Annotated in this window: 20 protein-coding genes and 1 riboswitch; of the genes, 13 read left to right on the plus strand and 7 right to left on the minus strand. The window is 53.0% G+C overall.

Annotated elements, in window-relative coordinates; genetic code table 11:
- Positions 1-892: 892 nt before the first annotated feature.
- From ON072_RS08025 to metH, 3 genes are all read right to left on the minus strand, one after another.
- Complete coding sequence (locus ON072_RS08025) at positions 893-1,150, minus strand: DUF2999 family protein (RefSeq protein WP_025011260.1); 258 nt, start codon at positions 1,148-1,150, stop codon at positions 893-895.
- A gap of 209 nt (positions 1,151-1,359) precedes the next feature.
- On the minus strand, positions 1,360-2,862 hold the full coding sequence (locus ON072_RS08030; protein WP_025011259.1) for a hypothetical protein: 1,503 nt from the start codon (positions 2,860-2,862) through the stop codon (positions 1,360-1,362).
- A 222-nt stretch (positions 2,863-3,084) separates the two neighbouring features.
- The gene (gene metH / locus ON072_RS08035) at positions 3,085-6,804 is read right to left on the minus strand and encodes a methionine synthase (RefSeq protein ID WP_144380474.1); all 3,720 of its coding nucleotides are present in this window, start codon (positions 6,802-6,804) and stop codon (positions 3,085-3,087) included.
- 241 nt (positions 6,805-7,045) lie between these two features.
- On the opposite strand from metH, the gene ON072_RS08040 reads away from it, so the two are divergent.
- From ON072_RS08040 to ON072_RS08085, 10 genes are all read left to right on the plus strand, one after another.
- The gene (locus ON072_RS08040; RefSeq protein WP_261753122.1) at positions 7,046-7,789 is read left to right on the plus strand and encodes a histidine phosphatase family protein; all 744 of its coding nucleotides are present in this window, start codon (positions 7,046-7,048) and stop codon (positions 7,787-7,789) included.
- Positions 7,790-7,877: 88 nt separating this feature from the next.
- A riboswitch (cobalamin riboswitch) is annotated at positions 7,878-8,014 on the plus strand.
- A gap of 99 nt (positions 8,015-8,113) precedes the next feature.
- Entirely contained in the window at positions 8,114-9,022 is a 909-nt protein-coding gene (locus tag ON072_RS08045; RefSeq protein WP_144380476.1) for an ABC transporter ATP-binding protein, read from the plus strand.
- Positions 9,019-10,089, plus strand: a complete 1,071-nt coding sequence (locus ON072_RS08050) for a FecCD family ABC transporter permease (protein WP_234519380.1) — start codon at positions 9,019-9,021, stop codon at positions 10,087-10,089. Before ON072_RS08045 ends, ON072_RS08050 begins: the two co-directional genes overlap by 4 nt.
- 17 nt (positions 10,090-10,106) lie before the next feature.
- The gene (cobT, locus tag ON072_RS08055; RefSeq protein ID WP_071237202.1) at positions 10,107-11,171 is read left to right on the plus strand and encodes a nicotinate-nucleotide--dimethylbenzimidazole phosphoribosyltransferase; all 1,065 of its coding nucleotides are present in this window, start codon (positions 10,107-10,109) and stop codon (positions 11,169-11,171) included.
- Positions 11,171-11,947, plus strand: a complete 777-nt coding sequence (locus ON072_RS08060; protein WP_101060117.1) for an adenosylcobinamide-GDP ribazoletransferase — start codon at positions 11,171-11,173, stop codon at positions 11,945-11,947. The genes cobT and ON072_RS08060 overlap by 1 nt, the downstream gene beginning before the upstream one ends.
- Positions 11,944-12,540, plus strand: coding sequence for a bifunctional adenosylcobinamide kinase/adenosylcobinamide-phosphate guanylyltransferase (gene cobU, locus ON072_RS08065; protein ID WP_101060116.1), 597 nt, complete (start codon positions 11,944-11,946; stop codon positions 12,538-12,540). The genes ON072_RS08060 and cobU overlap by 4 nt, the downstream gene beginning before the upstream one ends.
- 74 nt (positions 12,541-12,614) lie before the next feature.
- Positions 12,615-14,261, plus strand: a complete 1,647-nt coding sequence (locus ON072_RS08070; protein WP_261753126.1) for a cobyric acid synthase — start codon at positions 12,615-12,617, stop codon at positions 14,259-14,261.
- Positions 14,251-14,865, plus strand: a complete 615-nt coding sequence (gene cobO / locus ON072_RS08075) for a cob(I)yrinic acid a,c-diamide adenosyltransferase (RefSeq protein ID WP_144158712.1) — start codon at positions 14,251-14,253, stop codon at positions 14,863-14,865. The genes ON072_RS08070 and cobO overlap by 11 nt, the downstream gene beginning before the upstream one ends.
- Positions 14,866-15,773: 908 nt before the next feature.
- The gene (locus ON072_RS08080; RefSeq protein WP_208125513.1) at positions 15,774-16,202 is read left to right on the plus strand and encodes a GFA family protein; all 429 of its coding nucleotides are present in this window, start codon (positions 15,774-15,776) and stop codon (positions 16,200-16,202) included.
- A gap of 431 nt (positions 16,203-16,633) precedes the next feature.
- Positions 16,634-17,248, plus strand: a complete 615-nt coding sequence (locus ON072_RS08085; RefSeq protein ID WP_144380478.1) for an imm11 family protein — start codon at positions 16,634-16,636, stop codon at positions 17,246-17,248.
- Positions 17,249-17,697: 449 nt separating this feature from the next.
- Here ON072_RS08085 and ON072_RS08090 read toward each other — a convergent pair whose 3' ends face one another.
- The gene (locus ON072_RS08090) at positions 17,698-18,141 is read right to left on the minus strand and encodes a hypothetical protein (protein WP_221054764.1); all 444 of its coding nucleotides are present in this window, start codon (positions 18,139-18,141) and stop codon (positions 17,698-17,700) included.
- 345 nt (positions 18,142-18,486) lie between these two features.
- On the opposite strand from ON072_RS08090, the gene ON072_RS08095 reads away from it, so the two are divergent.
- Positions 18,487-19,476 carry a transposase gene (locus ON072_RS08095; protein WP_221054765.1) on the plus strand — a complete coding sequence of 330 codons (990 nt, stop codon included), beginning with the start codon at positions 18,487-18,489 and terminating at the stop codon, positions 19,474-19,476.
- A gap of 203 nt (positions 19,477-19,679) precedes the next feature.
- On the opposite strand, the gene ON072_RS08100 is transcribed toward ON072_RS08095, so the two are convergent.
- The gene (locus ON072_RS08100; protein WP_261753123.1) at positions 19,680-20,639 is read right to left on the minus strand and encodes a GGDEF domain-containing protein; all 960 of its coding nucleotides are present in this window, start codon (positions 20,637-20,639) and stop codon (positions 19,680-19,682) included.
- A gap of 16 nt (positions 20,640-20,655) precedes the next feature.
- Positions 20,656-21,651, minus strand: a complete 996-nt coding sequence (locus ON072_RS08105) for a response regulator (protein WP_025888766.1) — start codon at positions 21,649-21,651, stop codon at positions 20,656-20,658.
- Between the two features lie 365 nt (positions 21,652-22,016).
- Here ON072_RS08105 and ON072_RS08110 point away from each other — a divergent pair, with 365 nt between their 5' ends.
- Together ON072_RS08110 and ON072_RS08115 are read left to right on the plus strand one after the other, a co-directional pair.
- Complete coding sequence (locus ON072_RS08110) at positions 22,017-22,820, plus strand: crotonase/enoyl-CoA hydratase family protein (protein WP_044733709.1); 804 nt, start codon at positions 22,017-22,019, stop codon at positions 22,818-22,820.
- 90 nt (positions 22,821-22,910) lie between these two features.
- Positions 22,911-23,414, plus strand: coding sequence for a YqhA family protein (locus ON072_RS08115; protein WP_025010320.1), 504 nt, complete (start codon positions 22,911-22,913; stop codon positions 23,412-23,414).
- Between the two features lie 76 nt (positions 23,415-23,490).
- Here the strand turns inward: ON072_RS08115 and ON072_RS08120 are convergent, their stop codons facing one another.
- Positions 23,491-24,483: a DUF3530 family protein gene (locus ON072_RS08120; protein WP_144224918.1), complete on the minus strand. Its 993-nt coding sequence runs from the start codon at positions 24,481-24,483 to the stop codon at positions 23,491-23,493.
- Positions 24,484-24,665 lie beyond the last annotated feature (182 nt).

A 24,665-nucleotide genomic window follows, 5' to 3' on the forward strand; every position in this document is an offset into this window, starting at 1 on the left:
TACTTCCTTGGCCGAATATTGACCGAGCACCTACTTAAGCACGCCGACTCAATGGGAGGCACGGCAAATGATGTAGCGTTTTGTAGCGTTTTTGTTAAGCGCACACGGTTTGTCTCAATCTTGTGTTAGGTGAGGGCGATGGCGGAGAGACAAGAGGGAATAGATTGGCTTTCAACACACCTTTGGTTATCTTTTGCTCAGCGTGAGCTGTTTGCCATGCTGAATATCAGTTAATAACAGGGAGAGTGCTGATGAGCTGTAACTTTTGTGGTGGGCGTTTGAATAACGGAATGTTACGTAAGCAGGAGCCGGGAAGCGGTCGGAAGTTTAAGTCGTGTCCCAACTGTTCAACGACTCATGGTGAGGAACATATATTTCATCCCTATCCCACTGATTTTGGTAATACGCCGGCACGAGTGACAGCGGCCAATCCGGACGGGCATCAAAGTTATTGCAGAAATTGCCGGGCGCTTGATACGGGTATTGCTTCAGAGAACTATCAAAAATGGAAGGTGCGAACAAGTCCCATGTGTGCTCTGCGTCGGCTTACAGGCCTGGATGCAAGGCGTGGTTCGCAGCAAATGGCCCTAGTCCTTTGCAAGAAGCACAACACAGCAGACAGGTCTGTAAGCCACGCCCTTCGGGGCTTTCACAGCAACCGGCTCTCTGCGTTATCCGACTTCAACATGCCCCGGCATGCCTTCAGTCAGATGCCTTGAGCGCCAATTGCTGTGTAAGCCAGAGTGCCACGAGGACCTATTCGCACCTTCCTAAGCGTTGCAGCGAACTGAGCTGATGGCACAGCCAATTTGTCAGCCTAATACCTGATGAATGACAGAACATGACATCGGCCCTCAAAGCCAAATGAGTCAGGCCTTGAGGGCGCACAAGATTAAACAGACTTGTTCATTTGGGCTTTGGCGGCTTCAACCTTGGAGAAATCCAGTCCCAGTTCTTCCACGGCTTCTTTGATCAGTGCCGGGTTCTGCATCACTTGCATCATCAACCCCTGCAGCTTTTCCGGCGGTAATCCCAACTGCCCCAGAGTACCCATGGCCATCAGGGGATTTTCGGTCAGGCTCTGGAACAGACTGTTTATTTGTTCATCGCTGATATTGTGCTCTTTCAGCAGGGCAATAATAGGATTCATAAGCTCCTCATTGGTTTGAAACATTCAATTTGCGCTGATTTTAACAGAAGAAACAGACCCGAATAGGTATTTCCTTACTAGTGAAAGAAAATGAAGCAGGATATCGATTACATCAGCCCTAGTCATAGTGGCAATTGGTGGCTAACCAATTGCCTATATTGCAAATATTAAGCAGTTCCACTCGATAGCCGACGAGTACCTTTGGCAGCTTATAACGCCTCAGCTAATCGAATCAGATTGTCATTGTCTATGTTCATCGACAGAGAGGTTATTGCCGCCCGACTCTGCTCCGTGTCACCAAGCTTGATGAGCAGTGATTGGACTATGCTGGCACGTGCGGTTAACTGATCAACGGTCAGGTTCGGATAAGTGCTATTGGCTATCGATAATGCGTGGATGGTCAATGTCTGGCTCTCCAGCTTGTCTGCATCGCGGATAGTTTGTCGATTATTGGCGTAATCGCTATAAAAATCAGTGACCTCGTAGAGGGCAGACTCCACTTTTTCTGAGGCAGGGCGTTCAGTTCCGTAATCGACTGAAGTCAGTGCACCATTGGCGTCGAATACGGCCGTAAAAGAGTTACTTTCTCCAATATGGTTTTGGTAGGGCAAAATGCCTACGTGGCCGAATTCAGGCGCATTAATAAAACCGCTGAATACCATCGTCAGGTTATTTTGTTTCTTAGCAGTGTCTTGTCGCACTAATAGTAGTTTGCGGGTTCCGAACGTTGTGTAATACAACCCCGGATAATCCTCTTCCGCTTTTAAGGTGCTCTCTTTCGCTAATCCGACATCAGCCAGTTTTTCAAGTGATAGTCCAAATAGGTATCTATTGGCCATAGTTATCGCCACGTCATTTCTTAACTCGGTATCCCGGGATATTACCCAAGGCAAGAAATCATCACTAACAAGAGGCAATAGATAAGGCTGATTTTGGGGGATTGATACTGTATCTATGGTGTATTCGCGTTGCACTGAGATTTCTTTCTGGAATGTATCGAGTTCAAGAGTCGCCATGGATACGGCTTTCTGTGCGCTGAGTACCGCAGCTTCTTCTGCAGAGGTATTCCCTTTTTTTGCGGCCAGGAGCTTCTGTTTTTTCTTCAGCTCTCCTTGTTTATTTGTCACTGTAGCTTTCAGGTTATCGATAACCACGGATACCAAGGGTTGATGCAAAAGTTTTGGAATACAAGCTGCTTTGGGAGGCGTAACGCCTTGCCCCTGGTTGTTTTTATCGCTTGGAGGGAGAGAAGCTGAACCAATCGATATAGGAATTCCCTGTGAAATGGCGGCAATGTTGGCTACGGTTTTTATCGCCGCCATGCCCAACTCTATGGATTTGTCGTCAGCATGGGTGGAAAAGGATTTAAGCAAACCATTGGGATGCATCACCACGTTCATGCCCCAGGCTTTGGAGAAAGCATGTAACTCTGAAGGGTTAATCACGAATACTTTGGTTAGATCAGGATGCCCTGTTTGTTTGACTGTTGCGGTAGTGTTGAAATCAAACTCCAGGGTATCATTGACCACACGACAAAAGACCAATTTATGAGTCAGCGTTACTGTTTGCGATGAAGCCGGCAAATGGTAAACCAAACCTTGCTTGGCCGATGTTGCACCGGGATCGTCATTACTTTTAATGACCGTTGTGGTGAGTGTACTGGTACATCCAGATAGGCAAAGCAAGGCCGCGGCCAAATGCACTGTTCGCATAGTGAATTCCTTTTCAATGAAGTGATGGAGACAACCTCATTAAAAGTAATCCCAGTTTCAGGTTCTTGCAAAAAGCACCAGCTTACGGGCGAAGGAGAGATACAGTAAGTGTTTGATGAGTATGGCTGTTATCAAAAATGTGGAACGGTCTTGAATTCAGGGACCCTCACCCGAATAGGCGAGAGCCCCTGAACAGCTCAGTTGTTCGCTTAAGAGCCTCTTTTACTCAGGATCATAATCCAATACGGGGGCCAGCCATTTTTCGGCTTCGGCGACTGTCATCCCTTTGCGGCGGGCGTAGTCTTCCACCTGATCTCGGCCTATGTTGCTTACCCCAAAATAGCGTGATTGCGGGTGCGCAAAGTACCAGCCGCTGACCGCCGCCGTGGGGTACATGGCAAAGCTCTCGGTAATCTTGAGGTCGATACACTCATCTGGCTTAAGAAGCTGCCAAAGCAGGCCTTTTTCCGTGTGGTCCGGGCAGGCAGGGTAGCCAGGAGCCGGGCGTATGCCCTTGTACTTTTCACGAATAAGCGCCTCGTTATCCAGGTTTTCTTCGCTGGCATAACCCCAGAACTCCTTACGCACCCGCTCGTGCATCCGCTCGGCGAAGGCTTCGGCCAGGCGGTCGGCCAGACACTTGAGCATGATGGCGCTGTAGTCATCGTGGGCCGCCTCGAAACGGGCAATATGGGCATCGATGCCATGGCCGGCGGTGACCGCAAATCCCCCCATATAGTCGGCCACGCCGCTCTCTTTGGGAGCAACAAAGTCAGAGAGACAGAAGTTGTGGTTGCCCACCCGCTCCAGCTGCATCCGTAGATGATGGGTGGTCAGCAACACTTGGCTGCGAGAGTCATCTGTGTAGATCTCTATATCATCGAAGTTGACGCTGTTGGCGGGAAAGAGGCCGATAACGCCCTTGGCGGTGAGCCACTTCTCTTGGATGATTTGCTCCAGCATCGCCTTGCCGTCGGCATAGACTTTACGGGCCTCAGTACCAACGACTTCGTCATCCAGTATTTGCGGGAAATGACCGTGCAACTCCCAGGCGCGGAAAAACGGCGTCCAGTCGATGCGATCGAGTAAGTCCTCCAGCGGATAGTCATCAAACACCTGGATCCCCGGGGTGTTGGGCTTCACCGCTTGATAGTTGGCCCAGTCGTGGCTGCAGCGGTTATCCCGTGCGACCTGCAAGGGCACAATCTGCTTGCGCTTGGTCTGCGACAGGCGCTTTTGGCGCATCATTTCATATTCGCGATAGGTTTCGTCTATGGTGGCCTGGCGGGTTTCATTGTTGATGAGCTTGCTGACCATGGGCACGGCGCGCGAGGCATCGGCGATATAGATGGCGCCGTGGGGGTAATGGGGCGCTATCTTTACTGCGGTATGGATCTTGGAGCAGGTGGCACCACCGATAATCGCCGGCAGGGTCAGACCTTCGCGCTCGAAGGTTTTAACGTTGTGCACCATCTCATCCAGGCTCGGGGTAATGAGCCCGGACATGCCTATGATGTCGACCTTCTCGGCCTTGGCGACTTCGATGATTTTCTCCACCGGCACCATGACACCGAGATCTATCACTTCGTAGCCGTTACAGGCCAGCACCACCCCGACTATGTTCTTGCCTATGTCGTGAACATCGCCCTTGACCGTGACCATCAGCACCTTACCGTTGCTCTGGCCTTCTACTTTTTCGGCTTCGATATAGGGGTTGAGATAGGCGACTGCCTTTTTCATCACCCGGGCGGACTTGACCACTTGCGGCAGAAACATCTTACCGGCGCCAAAGAGATCGCCCACCACGTTCATGCCGTCCATCAGCGGGCCTTCAATCACATCCAGCGGCCGCTTGGCCTGCAGGCGCGCTTCTTCGGTGTCGGCGTCTATGTATTCGGTGATCCCTTTCACCAGCGCGTGTTCCAGGCGTTTGTTGACCGGCAACTTGCGCCATTCGAGATCTTCTTTCTTGCCTGCGCCGCCCGGGCCACCGCGATACTTCTCGGCGACTTCGAGCAGCTGCTCTGTGTTACTGGAGTCGGCAACCGGGCAGGGCAGGTTGAGCACCACGGCCTCTACCTTCTGCTTCAGCTCAGGGTCGATATCGTCATAGATGGCCAACTGACCGGCGTTGACTATGCCCATATCCATACCCGCCTTGATGGCGTGATAGAGGAACACGGCATGAATGGCTTCCCGCACCGGGTTGTTGCCGCGGAAAGAGAAAGAAACGTTGGACACCCCGCCGGAAATCATCGCATGGGGCAGGTTGGCCTTGATATCTGCAATGGCGCCGATAAAGTCCACCGCATAGTTATCATGCTCCTCTATGCCGGTGGCGATGGCGAAGATATTGGGGTCGAAGATAATATCTTCCGGCGGGAAGCCCACCTTATCCACCAGCACCCGGTAGGCGCGGGTACAGATTTCGGTTTTGCGCTCCCGGGTATCGGCCTGGCCCTGTTCATCGAAGGCCATGATGATGGCGGCGGCGCCGTAGCGCTTCACCAGTTTGGCCTGTTCAATAAACTTGGCCTCGCCCTCTTTGAGGGAGATGGAGTTGACTATTCCCTTGCCCTGAATGCACTTGAGCCCGGCCTCAATCACCTCCCACTTGGAGGAGTCTATCATCACAGGCACCTTGCTGATATCCGGCTCGGAGGCGATAAGGTTGAGGAATTTCTGCATCATCTCGACCCCGTTGAGCATGCCCTCATCCATGTTGATATCTATGATCTGGGCGCCGTTTTCTACCTGGTCACGGGCCACCTCCAGCGCGGTTTCGTACTGGCCTTCTTTGATTAACTTGAGAAACCGGGCCGAGCCGGTGACATTGGTGCGCTCGCCCACATTCACAAACAGGCTGTTTGCATCTATGGTCAGGGGTTCCAGTCCGGAGAGGCGACATGCCACCGGCAGCTCAGGCAGCGGCCTTGGTGCATGAAGGCTAACGGCTTCAGAAATCGCCTTGATATGCGCAGGCGTGGTGCCGCAGCAGCCGCCGACAATATTGAGCAGTCCCTCTTCGGCCCAGGGGCCTATCACGCTTGCCATCTCCGCCGGAGTCTCGTCATAGCCGCCGAATTCATTGGGCAGACCGGCATTGGGGTGCGCCGAGACAAAGCACTCGCTGATACGGGAAAGCTCCTCGACATAGGGCCGCAGTTCTTTCGGGCCCAGGGCGCAGTTGAGGCCTATGCTCAGCGGCTTGATATGTCTGAGAGAATGGTAAAAGGCCTCTGTGGTTTGCCCTGTCAGGGTGCGGCCCGAGGCATCGGTAATGGTGCCGGAAATCATCACCGGCAACCTTTGGTCCAGTTTCTCGAACACATTTTCGATGGCAAACAGCGCCGCCTTGGCATTGAGGGTATCGAAGATGGTTTCCACCAGGATGATGTCGGCGCCACCGGCGATCAGCGCCTCGGTGGATTCGCTGTAGGCCAACACAAGATCGTCGAAATGTATGTTGCGAAAGCCGGGGTCATTCACATCCGGGCTGATGGAACAGGTGCGGTTGGTGGGGCCGAGCACCCCGGCCACATAGCGGGGAATACCGCTGGCGGCAGCCACTTCATCGGCCACTTCTCGGGCGATTCTGGCGCCTTGATAATTGATCTCCGCCGCCAGGCTCTGCATCTCGTAGTCGGCCATGGCAATGGTGGTGGCGTTGAAGGTGTTGGATTCTATGATGTCGGCACCGGCCAGCAGGTATTCCCTGTGAATGGTCTTGATGATCTCGCTCTGGGTCAGTACCAGCAGATCATTGTTGCCTTTGACATCGCAATGCCAATCTTTGAAGCGCTCGCCGCGGTAATCGGCTTCTTCCAGCTTGTAGTCCTGGATCATGGTGCCCATGGCGCCATCTAAAATCAGGATCCGCTCTTCGAGGGTCTGTTTGAGCTTGAGCTCTGTCTGGCCTGGGGAGTGCTGGGAAGTCGCCATAGGGTTACCTTTCATACCTGTCTTATTGCTGTTTTACATTCGCGGCGCTTGGCATCCGCGACATCATCTCTGCCAACCTGACGCCCGGGACACTATCTGGCATGATAGCCAAAGGCGTGTGTGGGCGCGGAAAGTTATTTTGGACATTTATACGTATAGACGTCCATAATATACGGATTCCGGCGGCCTGCGGCAAGGTTAAATTGGCCCGGTAACCACCGGACTCTGACGGGAGAAGTGTGTGGCTGAACATAGGCAACTGAATATCTATCTGCTGCGGCACGGCGAATGTGAAGGCGGCGAGATTATCCGCGGCCGCAGTGATGTGGCCCTGAGCGATGAGGGCAGAGCGCAGATGTGGCGCAGCTGGCGGGCTATCAGTAGTGCGCTGGAGCAGTTGCCGAGCCAGCCCGAACGCCTGACGCTGCTGAGTTCTCCGGCCCTGCGTTGCCAGGCTTTTGCCACCGAGCTCAAGGCCGATATGCCTGACTATTTCCCGGCGCCGCTGCAGCAGCATGACTGGCTCTGGGAGCTGGACTTCGGTGACTGGGACGGCATGAAGGTGGCGAGTGTCTATCAGCAGCATAGCGAGGCGGCTGAAGCCTTCTGGCGTGACCCCGTGGCCAATACTCCGCCGGGCGGGGAATCGCTGCCAGCCTTTCGTAGCCGGGTGTTGGATGGCTGGCAGACTATGGTGCAGCGCTGGCTTGCTAGAGAGGTTAGTTCTTCCGAAAGCTCTGTTTCAGGAGATTCTGGTTCTTCAGCAAGCGCCGATGCGGCACTGATCCTGACTCACAGCGGGGTTATCCGGTTGCTACTGGCCGAGATTTTGCTGCCGGGGCAGATGCCGCCTGCGGCAGTGTTCAACGCCTTGGAGCTACCTTATGCGGCCTGGGTCAGAATAACCCTCTATGCCAGCCGTGATGCCAGCGGTGAAAGTGACCAAGAATGGCAGTGTTTCAGCAAGCTCCACTGGCCGCAATAGTACGGGCCTTAGCCTAACGCCCGGCGGTGATTGCGCCAGGCAATTGTGCCGGGCGATAAAACCGGGATAATAACCCCAAATGGCCGCCAAGTGCGGCAGCAGCCAGGGTGTTGGCACCTTTGCAGGTGAACCAACCCAGGGAACCGGGAAAGCCCGGACTGTGCCCGCAACTGTGAGTCGTCTTTGGCGACGAGTCAGGAGACCTGCCCAGGCTGATAAACCAAACCAGAAACCCGGGCGGGTAAACCGGGGGAGCGAATAGATGATTCTTCCACTGCAGCCTGAGCCTTCTGCCGGTCACAGGCTCAATGTCGGGGGGCGGTTATGAGCCTGGCACTCAAGGTGCAACAGCTTAGCTGGCTTCCCGGTGGCCACAGCGTATTGGCCGATGTGGGCTTTGAGCTGCCAAGCGGCAAGATGCTCGGGCTCATAGGCCCCAATGGTGCCGGGAAGTCGAGCCTGCTGCGCTGCCTCTATCGTTATATCCGCCCGGACCGCGGCCAGATCCAGCTGTTTGGGCAGGATATCAATAGTTTGTCAGCCAAAGCCTTCGCCAAAGAGGTGGCCGTGGTGCTGCAGGATACCCCAGCCCAGTTGGCACTGGATCTGACTCAATTAGTGGCCATGGGACTGACTCCCCACAAGGGGTTGTTTGATATGCCATCGGCGGCCGACAAGGCCCAGGTGCAGGCGGCATTGGCGCAGGTCGGGTTGCAGCACAAGGCCGCAGAGCCCTTCGCGCAGCTTTCCGGCGGAGAGAAGCAAAGGGCCTTGATTGCCCGCGCCATAGTGCAGCGCCCCAAGCTTTTGATCCTGGACGAGCCCACCAATCATCTGGATATCCGCTATCAGATCCAGATCCTCGAGCTGGTGCGCAGCCTGGGGGTCACAGTGATCGCCTCGATTCACGATCTCAATCTGGCCTCGGCCCTGTGTGACGAACTCTTGCTGCTGGATAACGGCCGCCGTATTGCCCACGGCTCGCCCCAGAGCGTATTGACCGAAGACAGAATTGCCGGTGTCTTCGGCGTCTGCTGCCAGGTGGGGACGCATCCGCAGTTGGGACGGCCGCTGATCCACTACTTTTACGGCTATCAGTCGCCAGAGCCTGGTCACGGCAAGGCTCACGGCGCTGCGATAGTCGAGCCAATGGCAGGGCCTGCCTCGGCCGAAACCTGTGTTGCCCACAAGGAAACTGACCGGCGCCCAGGCTCGGTGGGAGGTGGCGCATGACTACTTCCATGGTCGCACCGGGGCGCTCGCTTATCGGCTGGTTTCTCAAGCCCTTGCCCAGACTTTACTGGTGCTGGCTGCTGTTGCTGCTCGGCACTGTGTTGACACCCTTGGCCGCCGCCGGTTTTGGCGCCGCCGATATCAGTCTCTTCGATGTGGCAAGAGTGATTGGCAAACACCTGCTGGGCGTGGGTGAGCCTTCTGCCATCAGCGAGCGTATCGTCTGGGATCTGCGCCTGCCGCGTATCTTGCTGGCCTTTATCGCCGGCAGCGGTCTGGCATTGTCGGGTTATGTATTGCAGGCGGTGACCCGCAACCCGCTGGCCGATCCTTACCTGTTCGGTATCAGCTCGGGCGCCAGCTTCGGCGCCGTGGTCTCGGTCGCCTTAGCGACCGGCCTTGGCCTGAGTTCGGCCATCTCCGGGGTATCGCTGCCGCTGGGAGCCTTTATCGGTGCCAGTTTGGCTGTGCTTATGGTACTGCTGCTCGCGGGCAGGAATATCGGCAACCAGATAGAGAGAATGTTACTCTCCGGGGTCGCCATCTCCTTTATGTTCAGCGCCCTCACCAGCTTGATCTTGTATTTTTCCACCCCGCAGGCCACCACCTCCTTGCTGTTTTGGAGTCTGGGCAGTTTTGCCCGTGCCAGTTGGGATGGGCTTGGACTGCCCACTCTGGTGGTGCTGGCGGCCTTGCTGGTGATCCTGGCCTTCAAGCGCCAGGTGCTGGCGATGCTTGCCGGTGATGAAACCGCCCACACTCTGGGAATCAGGGTGCAAAGGCTCAGGGTTTCCATGCTGCTGTTATGCTCGCTTATTACCGCCACTTTGGTGGCCCACTGCGGCGGGATAGGTTTTGTGGGGCTGATGGTGCCTCATATTGTCAGGTTGTTGCTGCCGGGGCAGCATCCCATGGTGCTGACGGCACTGGCGGGCGGCCTGTTTATGGTTTGGGTCGATGTGCTGGCTCGCAGCATACTGCCCACCCAAGAGCTGCCGGTGGGGGTGATCACCTCGGCCATCGGCAGTCTGTTTTTCCTGATGGTGCTGCGTAAACGCGGCCAATAACGATAAGAGAGGGAAGGATGTACCAGGTTGCAGCAATCAATCACGCGCTGGATGACGCGATTCAGGCCCGCATAGACAACAAGACCAAACCCCTGGGCGCTTTGGGTGAGTTGGAGGCTTTGGCGCTGCAGTTGGGGCGCATTCAGCTCGGTTCCGCCACTGATGAGTTGGTCATCCGCCGTCCCGTGATGCTGGTGTTTGCCGCCGACCATGGTATTGCCGCGGCCGGGGTGTCGATTGCCCCCAGCGAGGTGACCACCCAAATGGTGCTCAACTTTGTTGCCGGCGGCGCCGCCATCAATGTGTTTTGTCGCCAGACCGGCTTCGAGCTGGAGGTGATTGACTGCGGCATTCTCAGCCCCTTGGGGATCCCCGAGGTTACAGAGCAGCGTCTGGGCGCCGGTACCGGGCCTATCCACAAACGCGCCGCCATGACTCTGGGCGCTGTGCATCAAGGGTTTGCCATGGCGCGCACCTTGGTAAAACGCCATATCGATGCCGGCAGCAACCTGCTGGCGCTGGGGGAGATGGGAATAGGCAACACCTCTTCTGCCGCCGCCGTGATGGCCGCCCTGACCGGCCTGCCTGTGAGTGAATGTGTCGGCCGCGGCACCGGTATAGATGCCGCGACGCTTAAGCGCAAATGCCTGCTGATAGAGCAGGCACTGCTGCTGCACCACTGCGAGCTGACCGAGCCGCTCAGTATCCTCGCCTGCCTGGGTGGCTTTGAAATAGTGCAGATGACAGGAGCCATGTTGGCGGCGGCCGAATTTGGCGTGCCCGTGCTGGTGGACGGTTTTATCGCGTCGACAGCGGCGCTGGCGGCTGTGCGTTTGGCGCCGGGGGTGAGGGATTATCTTATTTTTGCCCATGAGTCTGAAGAGCGCGGCCACAAGTTGCTGCTAGAGGCCATGTCCGCCAAGCCTTTGCTGCGGCTTGGGCTCAGGTTGGGCGAAGGCTCGGGCGCGGCGCTGGCGCTGCCTTTGGTGCAGGCGGCGGCCAACTTCTACAACCAGATGGCCAGCTTTGGTGAAGCCGGGGTCGACAAGGTGGTAGAGCCAGCTACCCAAGAGGTGTTCTGATGGGATTCTGGCTCGGGCAGCTGCGGCTGTTTTTGATCGCAATAGGTTTTTTCACCCGTATTCCTGTGCCCAGCGCCCTGACGGTGGACAGCGACAGCCTCAACAAGGCCAGCCGCTACTTTGGCCTGGTGGGCGTGGTGGTGGGCTTGGTCTCCGCCTTGGTGTTACTGCTGGCCGCCGGGATATTGCCAAGCTCTATCGCCATAGTGCTGGCGATGATTAGCAGTGTGCTGGTTACCGGCGGTTTTCATGAAGATGGCCTGGCCGATACCGCAGATGGTTTCGGCGGCGGTTGGCGGGTAGAAGATAAACTGAAAATCATGAAAGACAGCCGCCTTGGCAGCTATGGCGCCTTGGCATTGGTGTTGGTGTTGCTGCTCAAGTACCAGTTACTGCTGGAGTTGGCACTTTACGACATCAACCAGGCAGCGCTGGCCCTGGTATTGGCGCACTGTGTCAGCCGGGTGACGGCGGCCAGCATTATCTTCAGCGAAACCTATGTTCGCGACGAGGGCAAGAGCAAACCTTTGGCGCAGCAGCAGGGGCTCAATGAGTTGGGTATTTTGCTGCTGACTGGAATTGTGCTGACGGCAGTGCTGTCCACCACGCTGCTGTTCTGGCTACTGCCGACCATGTTGCTGCTGCGTTGGGCCCTGGTGTTTTGGTTCCGGCGCCAGATTGGCGGTTACACCGGCGATACCCTGGGAGCGGCGCAGCAGGTGAGTGAGCTGGCGGTTTATATGCTGTTGCTGGCATTGGGGGGCAGCCCTGCATGATCCATCTAATTCTGGGCGGTGCCCGCAGCGGCAAGAGTGGTTACGCCGAGCGGCAACTGGCCGACTTGTGCCCGGCCAATGTCCGACCCTGGTATCTGGCAACGGCCGAGGCCGCCGATGAGGAGATGGCCCGGCGTATCGCCCACCATCAAACTGCGCGCCAAGGTGGCAGCCTCGAATGGCAGTTGGCCGAGGTGCCGCTCGATTTGGCCAAGGCGCTTGTGCAGCGCTCAGGCTCTGGAGCGCCGGTATTGGTAGACTGCCTGACGTTTTGGCTCAGTAACCAGCTCTGCTTTGGTGCCGATATGGCTAGCGAACGCGAGGCCTTGCTGCAGGCGGTAGCCGGATTTGACGGCGATCTGCTGCTGGTGAGCAACGAAGTCGGCTCCGGCATAGTGCCGCTTGGGGAGCTGAGTCGGCGTTTTGTCGATGAGGCTGGTTGGCTCAATCAGGCGCTTGCCGCCAAGGCCGATAGAGTCACTCTGGTTGTCGCCGGTTTACCTCTGGCGTTAAAGCCTGTGAGCTCTGATAGCAGTGGCTCCCTGGGCTTGAGTGCTTCGGGTACAAGCCCGGATCCGCGGGGCAAGGCATGAGTAACCCAGTACCCCATAATGGCGCAGAACTTAAAGCTGAATTTTCGGCTCTGGCCCGGCCTGGCCGCAGCCTTATGGTGCAGGGCACCACTTCGGATGCCGGTAAGAGCACCTTGGTAGCCGGACTCTGCCGGGTGTTTCATCGTCATGGTCAGCGAGTGGCCCCCTTCAAGCCGCAAAATATGGCACTCAACAGCGCCGTCACCCGGGATGGCGGTGAAATTGGCCGGGCCCAGGCGCTGCAGGCGGTGGCCGCCGGTCTTGAGCCGAGAATCGACTTCAACCCGGTATTGCTTAAACCCAGCTCGGATACCAAGGCGCAGGTGATTATTCAGGGCAAGGCGCTGACCAGCCTGGAAGCCGCCGCCTTTTTCGGCCCCGAGAGTCGTGACTATAAAGCCGCTGCCATGCGGGCGGTGTTGGCATCCTGGCACAGGTTGCAGCAGGAGTTTGACTGGCTGCTGGTAGAAGGCGCCGGTAGCCCGGCCGAAATCAATTTGCGCCAGGGCGATATTGCCAATATGGGCTTTGCCGAAGCGGTGGACTGCCCGGTGATCCTCATCGCCGATATCGACAAGGGCGGGGTATTTGCCCACCTGGTCGGTACCTTGGTCCTGCTGTCCGAGAGTGAGCAGGCTAGGGTAAAGGGCTTTGTGATCAATCGTTTTCGCGGTGATATCTCATTGCTGCAGTCCGGGCTGGATTGGCTCGAGGCTCACACCGGCAAGCCGGTATTGGGCGTACTGCCCTACCTCGATGCCCTGCATCTGGACGCCGAAGATGCACTGGTGCAAACAACTGCTCAGTCTCAGGGGGCTGCTACCGATCAGCCGGTAACAGCTCAATCAGCACGAGCTCAATCTGAAACAGCTCAAGCTGGGATGCGACTGAGAGTCGGCGTCTTGGTGTACCCCAGGATCAGCAACCATACCGACTTTGACCCGCTGCGGCTGCATCTGGATATCGAGTTTTGTTATATAGGGCCGACCCATCAGGGCGAACTTCCAGGGCTGGATCTCCTGCTGCTGCCCGGCAGCAAGAATGTGCGCGCCGACCTGGCTTTTATCCGCCAACAGGGCTGGGATAAGGGCATAGCTCGCCATCTGCGTTACGGCGGCAAGCTTATCGGTATCTGTGGCGGCTTTCAGATGCTGGGGCAGACCATTGCCGACCCTTTGGGGCTGGAAGACTTGCCCGGTACCAGCCAAGGGCTGGGCTACCTGCCGCTCACTACCGAGCTGCAAGTCGAAAAACAGCTGCTCAATGTCAGCGGTACCCTGAGGCTTGGGCAATCATCGGCATCAGTCTTCGGCTATGAGATCCACTGCGGAGTGTCGCGGATCCTGGACCGATGCATGCAGCCACTGTTGCTTAATGAGCGAGGCAGTGACACCAACTGTGCCAGTGCTACTGAGCCCGCAAAAATCACTGAGCCTGCAAAAACCACAGCACCTACACAAATCACAGCACCCCGCAGCGAAGGTCTGCTGTCGGAGGATAATCAAATTCTCGGCAGTTATTTGCATGGCCTGTTTGACAGCCCTGAGGCCTGTGAGCTGCTGCTCGCCTGGGCTGGGATGACGGCGCCACAGGGCCATGCCGTGGATATCAATCAGCAGCGGCAACAACAGCTGGATCGTTTGGCCGATGTGCTGGAGCAACATCTGGATTTCAATAAAATAATCAACATATTCAAAGAGGAAGACCCGGGTGACCGATAATAATCAAACCGATATCAAGGCAGAGCGTCATAAACAGCGGCAGCAGAAAGTAAAAGCGGCGGTGGATGCCAAAATCGCGGCCGCCACCGAAGAGAAGGGCATACTCCTGGTCGTGACAGGTAACGGCAAGGGTAAGTCCACTTCCGGCTTTGGCACTCTGGCCCGCGCGGTCGGTCATGGCAAGCAGGGTGCCGCAGTGCAGTTTATCAAGGGCACCTGGGAGTGCGGTGAGCGCAAGTTACTGGAAGGCGCCGGGGTCAAGTTCGAAGTCATGGGCACAGGCTTTACTTGGGACACCCAGGACAAAGCCAAGGATATCGCCGCCGCCGAAAAGGCCTGGGCGGCCGCCGAAAAATGGCTTCAGGATGCCAGCATAGACATACTCCTGCTCGATGAACTCACCTACATGGTCAGTTACCATTATCTGGATCTGCAGCGAGTGATAAATGCGTTGCAAAATCGTCCCCCCATGCAGCATGTGATCATCACCGGCCGTAACTGCCACAGGCAACTGATTGAATTAGCAGATACTGTCAGTGAGGTGAATAGCGTGAAGCATGCGTTTGAGGCGGGGGTTAAAGCGCAGCCTGGTTTCGACTACTGATATTTCTTCTATTTCTTCCTGTTTGCGACCGTGGCGTTATTGTCTGCGTCGGCTCACCCAATCACATACTCATTGTATGCTCATGGGCTGAGCTTCCTTGACGGCTTAGCCACAGCCGCAAACAGTTTGAAATAGGTGCATTGGTTTAGGGGCTGAAGTGACTAGTCGGCTTTGTCAGCCCTCGATCAGACTGCAGTGCTGTAATTTTGTGGACGATCGTGGCGTTATTGTCTGCGTCGGCTCACCCAATCACATACTCATTGTATGCTCATGTGGGCTGAGCCTCCTTGACGGCTTAGCCACAGCCGCAAACCGTTTGAAATAGGTGCATTGGTTTTAGGGGCTGAAGTGACCCCGCGGCTTGTATCGCTCTTTTTTATTGGCGGTTATCTTTGGTGCTACTGGATGAGTGATTTCACTCAGGCACAGATTGAAGAACTGGCCAAAAGGTAGCAAATTTATCGCTTGCCTAATGTTGTTAATCTCTGACAAGATGCTGATACAGAAAGATAAAATTTAGGTTGAGGGAAGAGGCAGAACACTTAATCCCCCTGCGGTAGCCACGCTGCTTGTCTATTAAAGTTTTGACAAAATGCCTGGCAATTTGAAGATAAATTTGCGCATTATTTCTGTAATATCACAGAAAATAGATTTAAATTCAAAAAGATATAAAACATTGTTGGTAGATAATAGATTTGGAAACCGTGAATGCGCGTTTAGCTGCAAAGGATATTAGGACTGAAACCTGTTTTAACCAATCAATACAAATGCATAGCGAGATGTACTGTTGTAATTAGATGGTGTTTCAGCCACCGAAAAAAACATAACAAAATCAAGGCTACAGGACACCAGCGAAGCTTGCGCCTCTGTTTGGGGGTATGCGTACTAATTAACAAGGAATAATTCAATTGAAAGGAAACTGTTTGTGCGGAGAGATCTCGTTTGAGTTGTCAGGTGAATTACCACTCATTTATCAATGTCATTGTTCATTGTGTCGCAAAGTGTCGGGTTCTTCATCAAATTCAGCTTTGATAGTCAAGGCATCAAATTTTAAGTGGTGCACTGGCGAACATCAGATTCGGTCATTTTCTACTAGCTCTGGCTTTAAATCTGAGTTTTGTTGCCAATGTGGTAGTCCGGTACCTAATATCAGCTCAAACGGTGATTCATATTGGGTACCTGCTGGTTTGCTTTCCGAGCCTGTTGATACAAAAGTTTCTGCTCATGTCTATGTCGGATCTCACGCAAGTTGGGATGTGGGTTTCATGAATGACGGTATACCACAATTTGATACGATGCCAACTGAACAAGATTGGTTAAAGATATGCGAAAAATAAAGAAAACAATAGAGACACCCAACATTAACTGAGTGAGAAATCTAGTTTCCTGGATTGCAGAAACACAGATGTTTCCACAGGGAGAAAGCTATCTTTCAAGCCATAGCCATTTGAGGGCCATTCGGCTATTGAAGTTAGTGCAAGGGACCAATTTCAGGCATTATTGAAATCGAACAAAGTTCGACTTGGCTGATGGGTTGGGTTATGGGGATTCAGCGAGACAATGTCTGGCAATTCGCAGTTCCTTGCCAGCGTCGTCGTTGCAGGTGAGTACAGTAGTCCGTAGGTGACTCCAATTCGCCAACCAGCCTTTGAATAAACAGCTGGATTCCGTATGAGTCACCATAAATGTCCTCGCAACAGGTTTTAATACTGTATAAGAGCAAAGATTGTGTTTGTGTAGGATGAAATAACTTTTAGTCAGGTAGAAAATGAGTCAGTACGAAGATCAATACTTTATAATGAAACGCGTAGTTTTTCGCGATAAATATCTATCTTTGCGAGCGACGTTAGATACTGGAAGAAGAAATCATACATATGCAAAGTTAGATTATGGTGATGGCCCTGTATTTTTTGAAAATGGGTATAAAGGAGAGGTTCCTTTTAATCTTAATAACGCTCAAATGGACAGTATATACCCAGTGGTATCTGTGGATATTGCTTCAGTAGTGAACCAATACGAAATAAATGGCTTTCAGTTGTTTCCTGCTGTCATTATAGGTGATGATGGGACGTGGTACGAGGACTTTTATTTCTTCAATTTTTACTCCACCTTGGATTGTGTTGACTTTGAAAGTAGTAATGTAGATGAGTATGAACCCAATGCTAAATACAATGAGGTTATAAAATACAAACTACTCGAGAATATTTTGAATGATATACCAGAAGAAAGTCGCTTAATTATCAAGTTGGCTCGAGTGGAGGGTGGCGCAATTATCGTTCATGAAAAAATAGTAAAAGCGCTAGCCAAATTCAATATTGAAGCATTTCAGTTTTTCAAACTCAGTGAATACATTCTTGGAATGGAGTTTAATAGAGTGAATTAGTTTCTAGATGACATTAAATCAAGGTGGACGAGTTTTTGAAATAGCTGTGCATTAGGTTGTTAGTGCAACAGTTATTTCAGCAATAGCTCGTAGTTCGATACTAAGTATACTTTTTACGCCTCGGGCTAGATATTTTCTGGGGATTAACTAACCTCAGGTATTGTACAAGAAATAGATTTGTTTTGTGGTAGCTCTGAACGCTCAAACTGGACTGATTTCCCTTACAGTGTTCTACTTATTTGGGAAAGTTATTTAGTTTACCTTTCTTGAAAGGTTAATTATATCCCCCTAAGCCACTTTTCTCATTTTGATGTCGAGTAGGTACATAGATTTTTTTAAGAAAATTAGTGGAGTACCAATCGCGGGTATTGCTAACTCTTTTGAAAAGACGTTTAGGTAAATATCGCCAATAAAGTTTAGATAACTCTTTATATCAGCTACCTTTTCTACTAACTCATTGAGAACCTTATATCTACTATCTGAGCTTGATCAACATGAGATAAGCTGAATGTTAGTTTGTATTGTTCTGATAAGTTATATTGAACCCAGCCATTTTTAACTGACCCAGGTAGCTTTCTCGGACCAACCGATTTTTCTGGTTCCCCAAATACTGATTTTATCGAAGTCAAACTCATTTTTTCAGTCAATGGTATATCTTTTGTTGAAAGCATGCTCAATAGCGCTTCATCAAGAGGGTATTCCACGATGAAAAACTTGAGACGTTTATCTTGATCGAAAATCATATTTATCTTGTCGTCGTAACATACCAAGTCAAATCGATCATCAAGTGTTGGCTCAAACTTAAGCGTATTTTCTCCAACTAGATATGTAAAATAACTATCTTTTACAAGTTCTTCGTAACGACTGTTTAGCCATTTGATTACGTTATTCATAAATTTCAGAGTCTTAATTTATTTCGTGCTGTTCATTAACAAATTTTATTTCTTTATGAGAGTGATATGTTATTTAAGGCTGGTAATGATGTCTATGTTTTTTGAGCAGTTTTTTCAAATGTTTTGAGTCGGCTAAGCTTTGTGCTGGCTGATTTCGACCACCATAAGTTCTAGAGCAATCTTTTGTGATCGGCTCTAAATAGCTTATATGGACACCTCTCCGATGCAAGCACCGGCAGGTCTCTTTCTGACAAAGGAAAAGATAGGACAGCCATATCTTTTTGATGTTTCGCCAAGCCTTGACTAGGCTTTGAAATACCCATCAAAGCTCAGTCGAGGTTGGTTATGACCACAGCCCGTCGTCAGTTGATAGATGCTGAAAGTACGCCCTTTTACCACGTGATTAACCGTTGCGTGAGAAGGGCATTTTTGTGTGGTGAAGATGCACTGTCGGGGCGCAGTTACGAGCATAGACGTGGCTGGATAGTGGATAAAATCAGGCAGTTGTCGTCAGTATTCTGCATCGACGTTTGCGCTTATGCGGTCATGAGTAATCACTACCATTTGGTGCTCAAAATCGACCTTGCTGCACAACAATCGTTGTCGCCATTTGAAGTCATTGAACGTTGGACAGGGCTCTTTAGTGGCAATCCTGTGGCGGCAAAGTTCCTCAAGGGCGATAGTCTCTCAGAAGGTGAGCGAATACTGTTGGATACGCTGATTAGCGATTGGCAGGAACGCCTTGGCAGTATCAGTTGGTTTATGCGCTGTTTAAACGAAGATATCGCCCGCAAGGCCAATCGAGAAGATGGTTGCAAGGGCGTATTCTGGGAAGGGCGCTTTAAGTCGCAGGCGCTGCTCGATGAACAGGCGCTGCTGGCCTGCATGATGTATGTGGATTTAAATCCCATTCGCGCCGGTATTGCAGATTCGCTGCAAGCTTCTGATTACACATCCATTCAGGAGCGTATAGAGGAAGTTGACGAACCTACAACTGCCAACACTTCACTTAAGCCACTGCTGCAATTTGATGGTGCAGCAACTACCGCCGAACAAAGCGGTATCCCGTTTCACTTTGCCGACTATCTGGAGCTGATTGATTGGACAGGCCGGGCGGTGCGGGAAGACAAGCGTGGCTTTATTGCCTCTTCCAGACCCAAACTACTGCTTGAGCTTGGTATCAGTGACGATGCCTGGATAACTTCCGCCAAGGAGTTTCGCCGTCAGTACAGTGGCATGAGTGGCCGATGGGATGCGATGTGTGCCATGAAGGCCAAATGTGGCGGTAAATGGTGCCGGGGTAAGCAACAAAGCCAAGCAATACATCCCCATTAACCTTAATCCGTTGGTGATTTTGCAGAAACAGGCTTAAGCCTGCTGCAGGCATGCCTGGCAACCGCAGTTTTTGTATGAAGCACGCAGATTACTCGTCTCAGAGAATTTACTTCGAATAATTCATCTTCACTTATAAGCGATTGAGACCGAATGATGTGCTTCCTGTATGCCTCTTAGGTTTTTTATTGGCCGTCATCTGTGGATCAATCACTGAAAATACTGACACAGTTGCGGCCGGAAACCTTGGCCTGGTAGAGGGCCTGATCGGCATTGGCCAGCCATTGATCGCTGTTTTCCACCTCATCACTCAGATCGCAGATCCCCAGGCTGATGGTAAAGGGCACCGGCTGACCATTGAAACTGAAGCGGCTGTTTTCCACCTGAGAGCGCAGCCGCTCGGCAAAGGAGCGGGCATCCTCGGCGCTGGTGTGGGACAAGACCACAGCAAACTCTTCGCCCCCGTAGCGCCCGGCGCAATCGGTTTCCCTGAGGTTTTGGCTGAGAATATGGGACAGATGCTGAATAACCCTGTCTCCGGCGATATGCCCCAGGCTGTCGTTGATCCGCTTAAAGTGATCTATATCGAACATCACCAGACTGGCAGGATCGCCATAGCGGGAATGGCGATCAAATTCCCGCTGCATGCATAGTTGCCAGTGTCTGCGGTTATGCAGCTGGGTCAGGCCATCGGTTTGGCTCAGGTGTTCCAGGCGCTCGTTGGCACTCTTGAGCTGCAGCTTGTTGATGGCAATATCCGTCACATCATAGATGATGATGCTGATATGGGAGATCTGCCCGGTCAGAGAGGCCAGCGGCAACAGGGTGACATTCTGGAACATGAACTCGGCGCGGCCTGTGATGGGCCGGTAGTTCTTGAATTTGAATACATAGGGCCTCTGCTCCCAACTGATGAAGGCGCGGTTCTTCAGCAGAAACACAGACTCCATCTTCTGTTTGAGCCAGCTGGCCGGCAGATCCGGGAAACGTTCAAACAGGTTGTCGCCCTTGATATCGTTGGGAGAAACGCCGCTGTGGTTCTCCATAAAGCCGTTCCACAGCTGAATATTGTACTCTCTGTCCAGCACCACCAGGCCGACCTCTATGGTTTGTACCATATCGATCAGCCAGTGCAGTTCATTCATTGCATCCAAATCCTTTGCCATGGCAAACCTGTTTTTGTCAGTTCATCAGATAGCCGAGCTTGAAATTCAGCGTCGGCAAGGAGTCTTCGGTAAAGAGCAGCAAGAGATCGCACTGCACATTGTGATCTTCGATACGATAATTGATCTCCATCGCCAGCGTGCGTTGCCAGCGATCTGAGTTATCGTGGATCAGATCGTTTACTGTGCAATGTCGACCGAGCACCACAGGGTGCGCCTGGCTGAATTGCATGTCCAGTTGCTCCGAGATACCGCTGAGGAAGGCGCCGATCAACACGTTGGCTGTGTCGATCATCACCTCGATTTCTGTGTTGGCATCTTCGGGATCCGACAGGCCCATCAACTTGGCCATATCCTTAAAGCTGGAGTCGTGAAACAGCAGCAGAGCCTCACCGGCAATCCCGGCACCGATAAAGCCTTGGCACAGCGCCGAAATTTTGGGGCTTTCCTCTGTGGCCTTGAGTGCCATGGTCAATTCGCTGACCTCCAGCACATTGACGTTGGGAATAGGCAAGAGCACAAACACATCCAACAGCTTGGCCAGCAGATCGGCGGCGCGGCCCATGGCAACGTTGGCAACCTCCTGGCAGGCATCGCGCATATCCACCTGGATCATTGGCTCTTCATTGCTTTCGCCGCCTTCGGCCAACTGCAAAATGCCATATTCCTGCAGTATGCTGCTGATGGCATCTGCGCTGACGGGTTTTTGAATAAAATCCAGCGCGCCCAAGGCCTTGACTCGCTGATGAGCCTTAATTTGTATATCGCCCGAGACGACTATCACCATGGCCGGCAGGTCTTGCTGCTGAATCGTTTGCAGCACTTCGTAGCCGTCCATGACCGGCATGTTGAGATCCAAAAAGACAATCTCGCCCTTGCCGGCGCGAATTGCCTCCAGTCCTTCGGCGCCATTGGCGGCAAAGCTGATGTCTACCTCCCAATCTTTGGGAAGAGTACGGGCCATCTGCTTTCGCGCCAGCGCAGAGTCGTCGCATATGAGTACCGGAATCGCCATAGAGATTTCCTGTTCTACTGCATTACTTGAAGATAACACCTACAGCGGCATTTTTGTGATTATCCTCTGATTATGCCGCTGGATCAGTGAGGACTGGGCCGATAGTCAGTTATCGGCGAGCTCGGGCTTGATGCCCGTTTCTCATACATTTGGCAGGAGAAAATCTTATTATAGTGCAATGGCTTGCCTGTTGAGGGTCGATATTGTGAACACTTGTTGTCACTAAGTCAAAGCTAATGTCAGATTGTTGACGTTAGTCAAAATTTAGACTGCCCTGTGTTGTTGAAACGGGACGCTTTTTGCTCTGGCCTGACCAGTGTGATGGTGATACCGTTAACATAACTTCAACTTTCAAGGACCTGCAGATGCAGTGGCAGACACTCAGCCTGGAATGGCAACAACAGCTGGCTATCGTTAGCTTGAATCGGCCGGATAAGCTCAATGCCATTAATTACACCATGTTCAGTGAACTCAAGGCGATGGCGCGTCATTTGCGCCGTCAACGACATTTGCGGGCGGTGATCCTCAGAGGTGAGGGCGGCCAATTCAGTTCAGGCCTGGATATCAAGAGTGTGGCCAACTCTCCATGGCAAGCGCTGAAACTGCTGTTCAAGCTGTTACCGGGCAATGCCAATCTGGCGCAGCAGGTGTCTGTCGCCTGGCGTGAGTTGCCGGTTCCTGTCATTGCCGTCTTGGATGGCCGTTGTTATGGCGGCGGTTTGCAAATTGCTCTCGGCGCCGATTTTCGCATTGCCGCCAATGACGCCGAGTTGTCAATAATGGAAGCCAAGTGGGGCCTGGTTCCCGACATGGGCGGCCTGGTGAGTTTGCGAGAAATTCTGGCAAAAGATCAGGCATTGAAACTCAGCATGACGGCGGAATTAATCCCGGCTTCCAAGGCATTGGAGCTTGGGCTGGTGACCGAGTGCTGCAGTGATCCCCTGGCCCGGGCACAAGAACTGGCAGCTGAGCTCAATGAGCGCTCTCCCGATGCGTTGGCGGCGATAAAGCTGAGTATTAACCGCAGCTGGAACGGGTCCCGTAGGCGCCTGTTGGCGCGTGAGTCCTGGAGCCAGGTGCGTCTGCTTTTGGGGCGCAACAGAGCCATTGCCGCCGTGCGTCAGGGCAAGGATCCCGAGCGGGCCTTTGAACCGCGGCGAAACTGGTGAGATACCTATCACGTATGATGGGATAATAACTTGACCTCAATAGCAAAACTGCCTGAAAATCCGTCACTTTATTTTTAGACGGAAATTGGGATGCGGATTTTTTTTGAACGCCTGCTCTGGGGCAGTCGCTTGTCTGTCATGGTCGGAGTCTTCTCCTGTGTGCTGGCGGCCTTGGTCACTTTTGTCATGGGAGTCAAGGACGTGCTGCATATGTTTGCCCTGCTGTGGGAATACCTGCTCAGTGGCAGCTATGATGTGCGTAACGATCTTGTGATGGTACTGGTGGAGATACTGGATACCTTCCTGCTCGGGGCTGTGCTGCTGATCTTCGCTTTCGGCCTCTATGAGCTCTTTATCCGTAACCTGGAGCCGGCCGGTAACTCGGATACCGGCGGCAAGATATTGATCATCTCCAGCATAGATGCGCTCAAGAGCAAGTTGGGCAAAGTGATATTGATGATGCTGATCATCAAGGTGTTTTCCTTCTTTGCCGATATCAAACCCAGCTCGGCATTGGACTTGCTGTTCATGGGCGGCACTGTGGTGCTCATCTCCCTGGCGTTGATGTTCTCCAAGGGCGGCAAGAAAGAGTAATCGCACTGCCGATATTTGCTCTACAGGAAGCTTGGTCCGCCGGCCGGTTTTGGCAGCAACTTCTGCAATTAGGCGGTCACTGATGGGTTTCAGTGGCCGCCTTCTCGTTTGGCGCCTGCTGTTTCAGCACCTTTCTGGCCATGCCTTCTATCATCAGCAAGGTGTTTTCAAAGGCAACATCCTGGCGTAGATCCAGCGCCAGCAACTGCTGCCGATATTGATTGTCCGGCTTGCTTGACGCCAGGGTTTTGCGACTTTCCACTGTAGCCTGCGAGGCCTGGTGACCGTCGGGAGATTGGATATCGAGTATCGCCAACTCCAACCCGGCCAGTTTCTTTGGCAGTGCCAAATTGGCATAGGGATCGTCGAGGTAGGGATTGATCACCACCAACAAGTCCGGCTTGGCCAACTCCTGTGCCGCCAACAACTCAATCACCAAGGCGGCGGACTGATCCTGGGCTATCAGCAAGCGCTTGCCGGGAAAGGGCTCACCCAAGGCGTCCAATTGCGCCAGACTCTTTTGGATAAAGGTCAGTTGCTGCTTTCTGAGTTTCTGCCACTCCTCCGCCGCTCTGCGGCTTGTTGCCTGGTTACTCTTGCCCTGCACCTTGCCATCGCCGGCCTTGCTTATTTCCTGGGCCTCAGTGGTGAAGTTGGGCTGCTCAGGAAAGGGCGGTGGTGTCATGCTGAGACTGGCCCAGCCTGCCGGATTGATGCTGCGGCGCAAGAAGGCGTTGAGCCCGGGGGCATCGGCATGGGTGCCGGGGGGCGGCAGCAACAGCGCTGCGCCCAATTGTTTTGGGCCACTCCAAGGGCGCACCAGAACGGCTTGCTCCTCGCCATCTACTTGGATCTTTTGCAGTTCTGAGGCGGCGACATGCTCCAACGCCCGGCTATTGTCTCTGGGTTTCATAGGGGCTGTTTCAGGTGTTTGCTTGGCAGGCTTCTGCACCGGTTGCGGTTGAGTCTGCTCCTGGTTGGCCATGTCTTTGTTGGCTGGTTCGTCGGCTGCCAGTGCCATCAAGGGGAAAAAGCACAGCATAGCTATCGTCCTGGATATCAGCGCCAAGTGAACTCCTTAAACTTTTCATAGGCTGGAATAGCATGATTCTGCAGCCTTTATTGACTCAATGCCAAAATTATAAGCCGCAAATTTGTGCACTAGTAGCTGTTGTATCGAAAGTTTGTGTGTCGATCCAATGCTTGAAGGCGTGGTGCACCAGGGCTTCTGAACTTTAGCGCAAAAAACAA

The organism is Shewanella sp. K8, assembly GCF_028823715.1.
GTDB classification, from domain to species: domain Bacteria; phylum Pseudomonadota; class Gammaproteobacteria; order Enterobacterales; family Shewanellaceae; genus Shewanella; species Shewanella algae.